The sequence below is a fragment of the Prevotella sp. CAG:255 genome, assembly GCF_000431195.1.
Taxonomy (GTDB): Bacteria; Bacteroidota; Bacteroidia; order Bacteroidales; family Bacteroidaceae; genus Prevotella; species Prevotella rara.
This window is the reverse complement of the sequence record NZ_HF986761.1, coordinates 24,169-37,344: the sequence shown is the minus strand read 5'-3', so window position 1 is coordinate 37,344 and position 13,176 is coordinate 24,169. Positions and strand designations below refer to the sequence as shown.

The following is a 13,176-nucleotide window of genomic DNA, read 5'->3' as shown; positions in this document are numbered from 1 at the left end:
GAGACATCGGGGTGAAGCTATACCGTGCGGTGAACTTCGTGTCCCTCAACATAGATGGCGCTGAACGGACGTGCCGGACAGAGGTTTTCGCACGCTCCGCAGCCGATGCATCTCGCCTCGTTCACGGCAGGAATGGTTAGCTTTGAGTCGGTGCCGGGGTGGAGCGGTATCATCGTTATGGCTCCCACGGGGCAGTGGCGGGCACAGTTGCCGCAGGCAACGCCGTCAGTAACGCTCACGCAGTTTTTCTTTATCCACACGGCATGTCCTATCTGTGTGGCCGACTTGTCCTCGCGTGTTATCGGCTTGATGGCACCCGTAGGGCATACATCGCTGCATCGGGTGCATTCGGGGCGGCAGTAGCCGCGCTCATACGACATTGTCGGCTGCATCAGTTTTGACAAGTCAGACGACGGGCGCAGCACGTCGTTGGGGCATGCCGACACGCAGAGCTGGCATGCCGTGCAGTGCTGGGCCATGTGGCGTGCAGACATAGAGCCGGGAGGAGTTATCGGCGTGGCGCGTTCGGGCTGCACCTTGTCCTCAATGACAGCCAGTCCGCCGTCCACCTTCTTCTTCTCCTGAGCCAGCGCGGCAGCCGTAGTTGCCATTGCAGCACCGAGCAGGAACGATCTTCTGCCGCTGTCAATGCTGCTGCTTTCGTTTCCTCCTTCATGCTTGGCTTCAGCTTTGCGTGCCTCAGCTTTAGCCGGGTGAACATATCTTATGGCATCCTTATTACATTTGCCTATGCAGTTGCCGCACACCACGCAGCGGCTATAGTCAATGCGGCCGGTCTTTACGTCGATGGCTGACGCCTTGCAGTTCTTCTCGCAGAGGCGGCAGCTTACGCATTTGTCGCCGTCAATGCTGACCTTGAACCACGAGAAACGTGCAAAGAAACTCAGAATTGTGCCAACGGGGCATATCGTATTGCAGTAAGTTCTGCCCCCGCGCCATGCCAGCACGGCAATTATCACGAACGTCACGGCGGCAATTATGAGCGTAGGCAGGCTGCGCATCCACACGTCAACGCTGTAGAAAGCGTAGCTGTCCATGCGCTCGGCAAGCGATGCCAGCACGTTGTTGCCTGCCGTCCATACGGGGCGCAAGATGCTGTTGACCATACGGCCGTAAGAACTGTAGGGCGCAAGCAGCGACACGATTACGTTGATTCCGGCAACGCATGACGCCAGAAACACTACCAGCACGCCGTAGCGCAGCCAGCGCTTTTCGGGCGAGAAGCTGAAGCGGTTGCGCTTTCGTCTGCCGTGCAGGGCAGATATGAGGTCCTGCATTATGCCCAGCGGACATATTACGGAGCAGTAGATGCGCCCGAATATCAGTGTTAAAATCAGAAGACCGGCCACTACAGCCACGTTCAAAGCCAGCACGGCAGGCCAGAACTGTATCTTGGCCAGCCATCCGAGCCATGCGTGCAGCGAGCCTGTCAGGTCGAGAAAGAGCAGCGTAATCAGAGTGAAGGTTACTGCTGCCAGCAAGATTCTTATTTTTCTTAGCATGGTTTATAGATATTGTTTTCAGATTATTATTGTTTCTTTTCGGTAATTCTCACTATCATTATGCTTGCCTCATAGAGCAGCCATATAGGCAGCGAGACGATAAGCATGGTGAACATGTCGGATGTAGGCGTTATCACGGCGGCAAGGATGAGTATCACTATTATGGCGTGGCGGCGATAGTGTGACATCCAGCGGGCCTTCAGAAGTCCGAAGCGGGCCAGAAGCCAGCTTATCACCGGTATCTCGAACACGGCGCCCATGACGAGGCTCATGCCCAGGAGGGTGTCCATATACGAGCTTATGCTGAGCATGTTCATCACTGCAGCGCTTACCTGATAGGTGCCGAGAAAACGGACGGTGAGAGGAAACACTACAAAATAGTTGACGGCAACGCCCATAAGGAACATGGCGTAGGCCCAAAGGGTGATGCTTACAGAGTAGCGCCGCTCGTTGTCATACAGGGCCGGAGACACAAATCTGAACAGCAGATACAGAATGTAGGGCGAGGCTATGAGCAGACCTGCGGCCAGCGCCGTCTTCAGATGTATCATGAACTGCTCTGTCAGCCCGGTGTTTATCAGTTGAAACTTAAACGGCTCCGCGCCCAGTATCCTGTAGGTTATGAAGTCAGGGTCGGCAGGAGCAAGCACTATGCCGAACAGCTCTTCCTTGAAGCCGAAGGCTGCGGCCGCTGCCGCTGCTGCCGCCGCAAGCATGCGCAGGATGCACCCCCTTAACTCCTCGAGATGATCCCAGAACGTCTGCGGCGTGCCGCTGTTGCTTTCAGCGTTGCTCATTCGTCCTTCTTCTTCTCCTTGTCTTCAGCAGTGTCGTCTATCTTGCCGTTCATGCCGTCCTTAAAGCTCTTGACGCCTTGTCCGAGACCCTTCATCAGTTCGGGTATCTTCTTTGCGCCGAAGAGCAGCACCAGCGCCAGCACGATTAAAATAAGTTCAGGTGTTCCAATCATAATGTTTTTCTTGTTTTGTTCGCAATGCAAAAATAATATAAATTCTTTTTATTCTCTCTCTTTGCGCCCATTAGGCGGTGTAAGTTTATGTTTTTTTTATTATTCTGTAATCCGCTTTTAGCCGGCAGTGAATGTCTGGGATATCGTTCGACCTGGCGGCTACATTTAGAAAGACAGGTTTACGCCTGCCATGAACGTTGCCTTTGGCATAGGGTAGCTGTAGTTGATTTCATATTTCTGTGCCAGAAGGTTCTCGCCCTTTACCCACAGCTGCATCATGCGGCAAGCTCTGTAGCTTACGGTGGCGTTGAGCAGGGCAACGTTTTCCTTCACTTCGTCGGCGCCGGTCTGGGTGTAAAGGCCGCTGAGATACTGCAGTCCGCCGTTTACGTTCCATCGTCCCGACTTATAGTTAGCTCCGAGCCACAGCTTAGACTCGGGCGCTCCCACAACAGGATTGTGCATGTGCAGCAGACTGTAGTTGCCGTTCACCTGCCAGCAGCTGTTTATTCTCCAACTAAGGTCGAGTTCGGCACCGCTGTTTTCAATGGCTCCCGTGTTCACGTTCATAGGCCGTCCGTCCACCATCTGCTGCTGGATGATGTTGCTGCCCTTCATGTAATAGAGGTTGACGCCGTAGCTTAGGCCTGTCGACGGCAGCTTGTGAGACCACGACAGCTCGTAGTTCATTATGCGTTCGGGGCGCAGCTCGTCGTTGGCGGGCTTCCAGAAATACATCTCGCGTATCGACGGATTGCGGAAACCCTTGCTCACCATGGCCTTTATCTCGCCGTTTCTTATAACTCTCGACACAATGCCGCCGCGCGGAATCCACTCAGTGCCCGACTGCGAGTGGTGGTCGAGGCGTATTCCGGCACTCAGTGTGAGCCACGAAAGCAGATCTTGGCTTATGTCAACGTAGCCTGCTATCTCGTTCTCATTCTCATGACCTATGACTGAAGTGGTCTCGCCCGAAGCCCTGTCGCGGTTCCATGCCTTGCCGTAGATGTGCTGATAGTCGAGTCCTATGGTGGTCAGGTTGCCCCGCAGCAGCCTGATGTTCTGGTATACGGACAGTCCGGCGAGGGCGTCGTCCGACCTGAAGTAATAGTCCTTGGGCTGCTCGCCGTCCTCATATCCGTCGTTGATCTTGTGCCGTCCGAAGTTGTAATAGGCACTGACGGCTCCCGATGTGCTGCCGTAGTCGTTGCTCACAACTACAGATGCCACGCCGCGCGTAATCCATTGGCGTGCGTCATAAACGGGCACCTGCACGCTTCCGGGATAAGAGGCGTTGAAGTGGGTGAGGTTGATGTCTGCGTATGCCGACCAATGTTGCGACATGTCGTAGCCCAGCTTGACGTATCCGCCATACTGCTCGAAGCCCATGCGCGGCCTGTTGTTGTCGGTGCGGGCATATTGTCCCGACACAACGCTGTAAAACCTGCCGCTCCTTATGCGGTTGGTCAGCTCGCCCTGGAATGTGCCGTAAGAGCCTCCGCCGAGATGTACGTCGGTCTTTACGCCGTCTGACTTCATCTTTCTGGTTACGATGTTTATAACTCCGCCCATGGCGTTGGATCCGTAGAGCGTTGAGGCCGGGCCGCGCATCACCTCGACATGGTCGGCAAGCATGGTCTGATAAGAGTCGCTTATGGAGTGGCCGAAGATGCCCTGATATTGCGGATGGCCGTCGATGAGCACCATGAAGCGGCCCTGCGAGCTGCTGAGTCCGCGCATTGAAATAGTGCCGGCAGCACCGTCGCTTACGCCATAGCCGAGCATTCCGCGCGAGGTTACAAACAGTCCGGGCACATATTCGGCAAGGGTGGGCAGCACGCTTGTGCGCTGAGTCTCTGTGAGAGTCTCGCGGCCCACCACCGTAACCGTGGCAGGCAGATGTCCTATGCTGGCTGTGCTGCGCGTGCCCGTTACGACAATGTTGTCGAGCTGATATGTGAGCGAGTCGGTCTGTGCGTTTGATGTTGTAACAGTTAAGGCGATGAATAAGGCTGAAAATAATGTCTTGTTCATAAGTTTGTCTTGCTGATGATGTGTCTGTGATAAAAGCCGGTGGGACAGGCAGATGCCGGCTCCTGCGGTCAGCCGTTGTTGGAGGACAAAATTAGGATTCGACTTGTCAGTCGGTATTTCAACGATTCTGGCTATTTGAGCAGGTGTTCTGCCGGGTCCCGTCCGGCTCATTCAGTTGTAGAAGAAGTTATTAATTGTCTATATCTACGAGAGTGTAGGTCTTGCTGCCAAGCCCTATCTTCTCCGCATAGTCGGTTATGTATGTGCCGTGCTGGCGGTTGATGCGCTCTATGAGCGGCTTGTTGTCGTCGCCGGCAGAGGCTTTGTGGTTAAAAATCTTGTCGAGGCATGCCTGGTCGAGTGCCACGGGGTCGAGCGATGCCATTATGCCCATGTCCTTTATGGCCGGAGCGGCAGGATGACTGTCGCAGTCGCAGTCGACGCTCATGTTGTTCATCACGTTGATGTAGATGATGTTTCCGTCGAAATAGTCGGCCACGGCCTGGGCAGCTGCCGCCATGCTCTCAAGAAAATAGTCTTGTGCGGGCAGATTGTTCCACAGTTCCTCCTGGCTCTGCACCTTGCCTGCGGTGTGTATGTACGCCTTGCCTGCGCTCGATGCCACGCCTATCGACTGGTTTTTAAGCACTCCGCCGAAGCCTCCCATGGCATGACCCTTGAAGTGGGCCAGGTTTATCATGAAGTCGTAGTTGGCCAGATGTGCGCCCACGATGTCGTATTTTATGTGCTTCTTGTCCTTCACCGGAATCCTAATGTCGCCGTATTCGTCCATGATGTCGACGGCAAAGATCGAGTCGAAGCCGTGCTCGTGTATCGTTTTCCAGTGAGCCTCTGACGTGTTGCGGCTGCCGGCGTATGCCGTGTTGCACTCTACGATGGTGCCGCCTACCTCGTCTACGAGGTTGCGTATGAGCGTAGGCTTAAGATAATTGTTGCCTCCGGCCTCGCCCGTGCTTATCTTTACGGCCACTCGGCCTTTGGCCTCCTTGCCCAGGGCCTTGTATATGCGCACGAGTGCTTCGGGCGAAATCTCTTTGGTAAAGTAAACTTTAGGCTGAGCCTGCGCGCACAAGTTGAACAGCAGCGCGGCTGCCAATGCTATTAACGTTTTCATATACATATAGTGTTATTTGTTGTTTCTTCAGTCCCTGCCGGTAGCGGTTGCGCTGCCGTATGCCAGTCTGCCGTGAATGCTCCGGCTGCTCTTTGCTCTGCAAAGTTATATTTATTATCCCGTTGACGCGCTATCCGTATTACAGAAAAAAGTACCATTTTTACATAAATGCCTATTTTTGCGTCTTTTTTACCGATAACGGCATGCATCGGTCTGCCTCACCGGCTGATGACGTATGCGTGCCGCTGCCGGCTTCAGACCGTTGCATTCGCGTTGCAGATTTATGCTGCCGCCGGCATGTCCGGAAGTAAAATATCAGGACAAAAGTTTTTTCTTATCTGGAAAAATGAAAGTTAATGAAGATTAAACGGGTAGGGCGTAGGATGCTGCTTTGTTAACATCTGTTTGCGTTTTGGCGTGATGATGATGCAGAGCAGGCACTTTTTGTGCCTTGAAAGCATACGTTTTGAATGCTCAAAGGGCACATTTTGTGTTGCAAAAGCATAGCTTTTGGCATAAAAAATGCCTGATTTCCACTTTTTAAAGCTGCCGGTTGACGGCGTAAAATATGTAAAGCGCAATATATCAACGGCTTAACTGAAGATGCTTATTTTGGCTGTTTTTTAGCCAAAACCGCAGCGCCGTGATGAGCATCGCTATTCTGGAGGCGTTAACCGGTTGGCGTTTTGTACGTTTTTTTCGCATTTCAGACATGCACTACGGCACGCATTTCTGTTGCTGACATGCAGCTGATGATGCGTGGCGTTATACAGCCGCCATGCTCCGCCGTCACGGTCAGCATCGTCGGTTCATATCGTGTAGCTCATCCGCAGCAGTCCTGCGCAGTAAGCCCCGTCAGAGTTCTTTATCAGATGTATCGCAGGCTGCAGATATCCCCTGCCTAAGCAGTTTATCCGGCACGTAAGTTCCGCCGCCCATTCGGTTTCGTCCTTATACACGGCGCGATCGGTAAAGACGCCCAGTTCGGCATTGCGCATCGTCCTTACAAGTCCTATGCCTGCATATCTCCGGCAGATGACGCCCTTTGACGGGTTGGCCGAATACTGCATGATGGCGCACATCCGTGGCGCAATCATCAGTTCGGCATATCCCCATACAGCCCCTGTTGCTGTCTTCTTCTGCGTCTTCTGCGCCTTTTCTGCCGTCGCGGTGCCTGCAAGTTCCTCATAAGGCACGTTATTGCCATAATGCAGGTTAGCTCCAATATTAAAAGTGCTGCCATTGTTTTGATAATTTACGGATAATATTGAAAACAGGCCGTCGGATTCAGGACAAAGCCTGAAAACATTCTGACGGCCCGAAAAACTCTTGTATCCCACGCCGTTGTAGACCGATGCCATTATGGTCAGTTCCCTTATTTTCCGCTCAAGGTGAATGCCCATGGATGCCAGCGGATAGTTGGCTATGCGGTAGTTGGCCGATATGGTTGGGAATATGCCGCATGAGCTGTTGGTGAACAGAGACATGAAGTGCGACGTGAAGTAGTCTTCGTTCATGTTGCGTATGCCGGCAAACAGCATGCTGCCGCCCGATGTAAAGGTCAGTCCGGCCACGGCCGGAGCCAGCGTGGTGTTGTCTTCGTCGATGTTTGAGAAGCCCTGACGGCTGCCGTCTATGCCCCCGCTGCGCGTCCTTGCTATGCTTATGACAGCCATATCGAGCCTTACGCCTTTGCATAAAGGCTGCGTGAAGTCAATGCGCAGCAGGCTCGACACGTTGGTGTGTCCCCCGGCGTCGGCCTGCATCTCGGCTGTAAGTTGCGCGCTGATGTCCTGTGCCGTGGCGCGGCAGCAGCCATATGCCGCCGCCGCGATGATGAGGCATGCAATCTTGTTCATCTGCTCAGAGCCATCTCTTAAACCGCCTGATATACCATTCCTTCACGACCTGCGTCAGCACGCAGTAGGCTATGAGCGTTGCCGCCAGCCAGGGAAAGTAGGACAGAGGCAGGGGCGTAAGGCCGATGCACGAGCCGAAGCGCGTGAAGGGTATTATTATTCCTGCCGCCATTATCGCCAGCGTCATGCACATCACCGGCCACGATGCGCGGCTCTGTATGAACGGAATTTTCTTGGTGCGTATCATGTGCACGATGAGTGTCTGCGACAGCAGTCCCTCTACAAACCATCCCGACTGGAACAGCGACTGTGCACCGGGCGAGCTGCACCCGAACACGTGCCACATGAGCAGATAGGTGGTGATGTCGAATATGGAGCTTATGGGCCCCGTGTATATCATGAAGCGGCTCAGGTCGGAGGCGTCCCAGCGGCGCGGCTTGCTGAGATAATCGTCGTCCATGCGGTCGAACGGTATGGCCGTCTGCGACATGTCGTACAGAAGGTTCTGCACGAGCAGGTGTATCGGGAGCATAGGCAGGAAGGGCAGGAAGGCGCTTGCGGCCATCACGCTGAACATGTTGCCGAAGTTGGAGCCGGCGGTCATCTTCACATACTTTATTATGTTGCCGAAGGTGCGGCGCCCTTCTATCACGCCGTTCTCCAGCACCATGAGGTCTTTTTCCAGAAGTATTATGTCGGCGCTCTCCTTGGCTATGTCTACGGCAGAGTCAACAGATATGCCTATGTCCGACTGACGCAGGGCTGCAGCGTCGTTGATGCCGTCGCCCAGAAAGCCTACCGTGTTGCCCTGAGTCTGCAGCAGAGCTATAATCTCGGTCTTCTGCATGGGCGTAACCTTGGCAAACACCCTTGTCCTGGCCACAGCCTCACGCTTTTCTTCGTCGTTCATGGCGCTCAGCTCCGCACCGGTGAGCACGTTTGTCGTGTCGATGCCCACCTGTCTTGATATCGTGCGCACAACGGCGTCGTTGTCTCCCGACACCACCTTCACCTCTATTCCGTGGGCATGGAGCTGCCTTATGGCTCCGGCCGCCGACTGCTTGGGCGGATCGAGAAATGCCAGGAAGCCTATAAGCACCATGCCGCTCTCGTCTTCAACGGCAAAGTTGTTCTCCTTGCTCAGAAAACTCTTGTGTGCCACGGCCAGCACGCGCAGTCCCTGGCGGTTCATGCGCTTGCTTATCTCGTAAGCCTTGGCCCTTAATTCAGGCGTAAAAGGCATCACCCTGTTGCCCACTTCGGTGTGCGAGCATATCTGCATCATCTCTTCTACTGCACCCTTGGTTATTATCTGTCTCTTGCCGCTGACGTCTTCAACCACTACCGACATCCTGCGGCGCGTGAAGTCGAAGGGTATCTCGTCCACCTTCTTGTAGCTCTCCCTGACAGACTCCATCTCAAGCTCCCTTACATGCGACAGTATGGCCTTGTCCATAAGGTTCTTCAGGCCTGTCTGGAAGAAGCTGTTGAAGTAGGCGTGGCGCAGTATCCGTCTGCTGTTGTCGCTTGTGCCGTCGGCGTTTATATACTTCTCGAGCACAATCTGGTCGCAGGTCAGCGTGCCGGTCTTGTCAGTACACAGTATGTTCATGGCTCCGAAGTTCTGTATGGCGTTGAGATCTTTCACAATAGTCTTCTTGCGCGACATGGCAACGGCTCCCTTCGACAGGTTGACCGTTACGATCATCGGAAGCATCTCGGGCGTAAGGCCCACGGCTACAGACACCGCAAAGAGGAAGGCGTCGAGCCATTCGCCCTTTGTCAGACCGTTCACCAGAAATACAAACGGAACCATTATCAGCATGAAGCGTATGAGCAGCATGCTCACCTTGGCAATGCCTTTGTCGAAGGCGGTAGAGGCACGGTGGCCGGCAATGCTCCGGGCTATGGTGCCGAGATACGTGTTGTTGCCTGTGGACACAACGATGCCCGTGGCAGAGCCGCTCACCACGTTGGAGCCCATGAAGCAGATGTTCTCGAGTTCCACTATGCTTCGCCCGCGGCTGTCGCCTCCGCTTGCCTCCGCTCTCTTCTCTATAGCCTCCGACTCTCCAGTCAGTGTGCCCTGACTTACAAAGAGGTCTTTCGTCTCTATGATGCGTATGTCTGCCGGAATCATGTCTCCTGCCGCCAGTTTCACGATGTCTCCGGGCACGAGCGACGATATGCCGATCTCGTGTTCCGTGCCGTCGTCTCTTTTAGCGGTGCATGTGTTGGTGACCATCTTCTGCAGCGCCTCGCTCGACACGCTGGCCTTGTATTCCTGCCAGAAGCGGAGAATGGTGCTGAGTATTACCATCGAGGCTATGATAATTATCGACGTGAAGTCTTTTTCCTCGGGAGCGGCGATATATACATCAATAATATACGAAATGATTATCAGAGCCGTAAGCACTCCGATGAAGGGATTTATAAAGGCCTTTATAAGCATTGTCAGCGGATGCATCTTCTTTTCATGCTCCACTTCGTTTCTTCCGTAAAGCGATTGTCTTTTTTCCACTTCCTCATTGTTCAGGCCCTGCGGGGCTGTCTGGAAATAGCTGAACACAGAGCTCATAGGCAGTTCTGATGCCAGAAAAATCTTCTCGGCATTGAATTCTAATTTCATCTTGCGCGTTTTCTTCCACATAGCGTATCCGTGTTTTTAGATTAATACTATTGTTTTTTGCGCTGCAAAAGTCGGAAATGTTTTTCTGTAAGGCCGTTAGAATGTCATTAGAACGGTATTAGAAAATCATTAGAGAAAGTTCTAATAAAATTTTAATCCGGGTCTAATGATTTTCTAACAGCCGTTCTGCTGCCGCAGGGCTAACTTTGCATAAAAAACTTATGATTCTGTTTGTTGATTATCTGATAAGGATGGGCAGCGCTTTTCTTGCCGGAGCGTTGATCGGGCTGGAGCGTCAGTGCAGGCAGCGCAACGCCGGACTGCGCACCAACATTCTTGTTTCTGTAGGGTCTGCCGCTTTCACGGTGTTGTCGTATGCCATAACGTCTCAAAACGGCGACCCTTCAAGAGTTGCGGCGCAGATAGTTTCGGGCATAGGCTTCTTGGGCGGAGGACTTATTCTGAAAGACGGATTCAACGTGAGAGGACTCAATACGGCTGCCACGATATGGTGTTCTGCCGCATGCGGAACCCTTGCCGGAGTCGGCTTCTTCTCTGAGCTGGCGGTCCTTGTTGCCTGTGTACTTGTCACTCATTGCCTTTTCAGGCCTTTATGCCATTTTATCGAAACAAAGTTTGAGGGGGCGGCGTCGCTGACCGTAAAGGTGGAATGTGATAAGGAGTCGCTTGACGCCGTAAGGAATATTATAACGAACACCTTGCTTTTTGGCGAGGCAAGGGTCAATGAGCTGTTCTATAAGGAGGCTGATGGCGTGTTTGTCGTGTTCTGTGATTTTGAGGCACGTGGTGATGACAGGACTTTGTCAGAACTGATAATACGGCGGCTGCAGGCTCATGCCGGCGTTATAAGTGCAGGCTGGCATCGCCGTGAACTGCGTGGCGGCGAATTGTAGCTGTCCGTGCTGGCGCCCTTCTCCGGTTGCAGCTATATGTGCGGAAGCTCTACTATAAAGGTTGTGCCCTTTTCTTTTTCCGAATGTACGGCGATATCGCCTCTGTGCAGACGGATAATCTTTTGTGAAAGGGCCATGCCTATTCCGTGACCTTCGGCCACTTTCTCCTGTTCGCCGCGGTAGAACAGTTTGAAAAGATGCTGCTTGTCGGTGTCAGACATTCCCATACCGTCGTCAGAACAGCGCACCACTGCGCATTTGTCCCAATAGGATATTTGTATGAACGAGGAGTGGTCGGCCGAATATTTGCAGTTGTTCTCGATGAGGTTTGAGAATGCTATCGACAGCAGATAATGGTTGCCGTTTACGGTTATCAGGCTGTCGTCTTCGGCTTCTTCCTGTTCGAATATTATTTCTACATGGTAATCAGGGTGTGCCCTCAGGATAAATTCTCTGACGTCGAGCAGCAGTTCGTCCAGGCGTATGTGCTCCATCTTTATCTGTTCCTGCTGATAGTCGGCCTTGGCAAGATTAAGAAGTCCGTCAATCAGTTTGGTCATGCGTCTTGCGTCGTTAAGTGCGTTTAGTATTGTCGTGCGGTATTGCTGGCAGCTGCGTTCTTTCTGAGATGCTATGTCGAGCTCGGCAATCAGGGCTGCAAGCGGAGTTCTCAGCTCGTGCGATACGTTGCTGACGAACATCTTTTGTGCGTTGAACGAAACTTCGAGGCGGTTCAGAAGGGCATTGAATGTGGTGGAAAGCTCGCCGAGTTCGTCTTTTCTGTTCTTTACGGGCAGCCTTCTTGATATTTGCGACGCGGTAATGATGTCTGCTTCCTTTACAATCTCCCTTATCGGGCGCAGCGCAGTGCGTGCAAGTATGTAGCCTGTTGCGAACAGCAGGGTTAGACCTATGATGAACAAGACGAGCAGCGCATTCTTCAGTTTTGTCAAGTTGGCATATCCGTAGCCGTCGTAGGCGGCAGCCGTTACGATGTAGTTCTTGCCGTTGAGGGTGTAGAGCATGCCTATGCCCTGATATTTGCCTATATAAAACTCTATTTCCTTCTTGTTCAGGATGCTGCTTATCATCTGGCGGTTTTCCTTTATTATATCGTTCTGCACAGCGTCGTGATACAGCATCTTGAAGTCGGGCGTGTAAATGGCAACCTCTACTTCATTGATAAATTCCTTGTTGTTAAGGTAGATGTCCTGCATTGTCTTTGGGTCAACCTTGTTCTGCAGGAACAGATGTGCCTTTGTTATGGCTTCGCTTCTCAGGTCATGAAAGAAGGTCTTGCTACGGGTATGTTCGCTGACAATATAGATTAATATTGTGCACAGCAGGAAAACGGCTGCCGTGGCGCATGTGTTCTTTAATGTCAGGGCTGTGCGTATTTTCATGGCTTGTCGGTGAAGATAAAGCCTATTCCCGGCCTTGTGTGTATTAGTTTGATTTCAAATTCCTTGTCAACTTTCTTGCGGAGATAGTTTATGTAAACGTCGATGAAGTTTGTACCAGTGTCGAAGTGGGTGTTCCATACTTTCTCCGCAATCTCCGTGCGGCTTATAACGCGCTCGGCATTCTCTGTCAGATACAGCAGCAGGTTATACTCCTTGGGCGACAGCTTTATCATTACCCCGTTTCGCCAGACTTCCTTTCTTTTGAGATTTATCGTCAGATCGGCATATTTCAGCTCCTCGGGCTGCTCTGTCGCGATGTTGGTGTTGCGCTTAAGCAGCGCCTTGATACGTGCGTTTAGCTCACGGAAGTCGAAAGGCTTAACCATGTAGTCGTCGGCTCCGGCATCGAAACCGTCGAGCTTGTCGTTAGTAGAGCCAAGGGCTGTCAGCATGAGTATGGGTACAGATGCATTGGTCTTGCGTATCTCCTTGCAAAGTTCAAAACCGTCCAGCTTTGGAAGAATAACGTCTGAAAGCACAAGGTTGAAGCTGTTGGATGCAAACAGCCGCAGCCCCATGGCACCGTCGTATGCCACCATTGTATGGTATCCGCTTTCCTCAAGTCCAGCTTTCAGCAGGTCGGCCACTCTTTTGTCATCTTCTATGATAAGTATGGATTGCATGGCTTATGAACTTTATGTTTCTGATG

10 protein-coding genes are annotated in these 13,176 nt (G+C 52.5%); 1 reads left to right on the top strand and 9 read right to left on the bottom strand.

All coding sequences use genetic code 11. The annotated features are described in order from the left end of the window. Positions 1–17: 17 nt before the first annotated feature. From QVO66_RS00610 to mgtA, 7 genes are all read right to left on the bottom strand, one after another. Positions 18–1,523, bottom strand: coding sequence for a 4Fe-4S binding protein (locus tag QVO66_RS00610; RefSeq protein WP_021853426.1), 1,506 nt, complete (start codon positions 1,521–1,523; stop codon positions 18–20). 26 nt (positions 1,524–1,549) lie between these two features. After that, positions 1,550–2,320 (bottom strand): twin-arginine translocase subunit TatC, encoded by a 771-nt coding sequence (gene tatC, locus QVO66_RS00605; protein ID WP_021853425.1) that lies wholly within the window; start codon positions 2,318–2,320, stop codon positions 1,550–1,552. Next, positions 2,317–2,493, bottom strand: a complete 177-nt coding sequence (locus QVO66_RS00600; RefSeq protein WP_021853424.1) for a Sec-independent protein translocase subunit TatA/TatB — start codon at positions 2,491–2,493, stop codon at positions 2,317–2,319. Before QVO66_RS00600 ends, tatC begins: the two co-directional genes overlap by 4 nt. A gap of 165 nt (positions 2,494–2,658) precedes the next feature. Continuing rightward, positions 2,659–4,527 carry a TonB-dependent receptor plug domain-containing protein gene (locus tag QVO66_RS00595; protein ID WP_288172399.1) on the bottom strand — a complete coding sequence of 623 codons (1,869 nt, stop codon included), beginning with the start codon at positions 4,525–4,527 and terminating at the stop codon, positions 2,659–2,661. A 190-nt stretch (positions 4,528–4,717) separates the two neighbouring features. Further along, positions 4,718–5,662, bottom strand: a complete 945-nt coding sequence (locus QVO66_RS00590) for a DUF362 domain-containing protein (protein WP_021853422.1) — start codon at positions 5,660–5,662, stop codon at positions 4,718–4,720. An 809-nt stretch (positions 5,663–6,471) separates the two neighbouring features. Continuing rightward, the gene (locus tag QVO66_RS00585; RefSeq protein ID WP_021853421.1) at positions 6,472–7,521 is read right to left on the bottom strand and encodes a hypothetical protein; all 1,050 of its coding nucleotides are present in this window, start codon (positions 7,519–7,521) and stop codon (positions 6,472–6,474) included. 4 nt (positions 7,522–7,525) lie between these two features. After that, positions 7,526–10,171, bottom strand: a complete 2,646-nt coding sequence (gene mgtA / locus QVO66_RS00580; protein ID WP_021853420.1) for a magnesium-translocating P-type ATPase — start codon at positions 10,169–10,171, stop codon at positions 7,526–7,528. 200 nt (positions 10,172–10,371) lie between these two features. Here mgtA and QVO66_RS00575 point away from each other — a divergent pair, with 200 nt between their 5' ends. Beyond that, complete coding sequence (locus tag QVO66_RS00575; RefSeq protein WP_021853419.1) at positions 10,372–11,064, top strand: MgtC/SapB family protein; 693 nt, start codon at positions 10,372–10,374, stop codon at positions 11,062–11,064. Between the two features lie 32 nt (positions 11,065–11,096). On the opposite strand, the gene QVO66_RS00570 is transcribed toward QVO66_RS00575, so the two are convergent. Further along, positions 11,097–12,467, bottom strand: a complete 1,371-nt coding sequence (locus tag QVO66_RS00570) for a HAMP domain-containing sensor histidine kinase (protein WP_021853418.1) — start codon at positions 12,465–12,467, stop codon at positions 11,097–11,099. Then, positions 12,464–13,150, bottom strand: coding sequence for a response regulator transcription factor (locus QVO66_RS00565; protein WP_021853417.1), 687 nt, complete (start codon positions 13,148–13,150; stop codon positions 12,464–12,466). The genes QVO66_RS00570 and QVO66_RS00565 overlap by 4 nt, the downstream gene beginning before the upstream one ends. Positions 13,151–13,176 lie beyond the last annotated feature (26 nt).

Excerpts from the sequence above, each read along its gene's own strand:
- QVO66_RS00610 (WP_021853426.1), bottom strand. The coding sequence starts at position 1,523 with ATGCTAAGAAAAATAAGAATCTTGCTGGCAGCAGTAACCTTCACTCTG.
- tatC (WP_021853425.1), bottom strand. The coding sequence starts at position 2,320 with ATGAGCAACGCTGAAAGCAACAGCGGCACGCCGCAGACGTTCTGGGAT.
- QVO66_RS00600 (WP_021853424.1), bottom strand. The coding sequence starts at position 2,493 with ATGATTGGAACACCTGAACTTATTTTAATCGTGCTGGCGCTGGTGCTG.
- QVO66_RS00595 (WP_288172399.1), bottom strand. The coding sequence starts at position 4,527 with ATGAACAAGACATTATTTTCAGCCTTATTCATCGCCTTAACTGTTACA.
- QVO66_RS00590 (WP_021853422.1), bottom strand. The coding sequence starts at position 5,662 with ATGAAAACGTTAATAGCATTGGCAGCCGCGCTGCTGTTCAACTTGTGC.
- QVO66_RS00585 (WP_021853421.1), bottom strand. The coding sequence starts at position 7,521 with ATGAACAAGATTGCATGCCTCATCATCGCGGCGGCGGCATATGGCTGC.
- mgtA (WP_021853420.1), bottom strand. The coding sequence starts at position 10,171 with ATGTGGAAGAAAACGCGCAAGATGAAATTAGAATTCAATGCCGAGAAG.
- QVO66_RS00575 (WP_021853419.1), top strand. The coding sequence starts at position 10,372 with ATGATTCTGTTTGTTGATTATCTGATAAGGATGGGCAGCGCTTTTCTT.
- QVO66_RS00570 (WP_021853418.1), bottom strand. The coding sequence starts at position 12,467 with ATGAAAATACGCACAGCCCTGACATTAAAGAACACATGCGCCACGGCA.
- QVO66_RS00565 (WP_021853417.1), bottom strand. The coding sequence starts at position 13,150 with ATGCAATCCATACTTATCATAGAAGATGACAAAAGAGTGGCCGACCTG.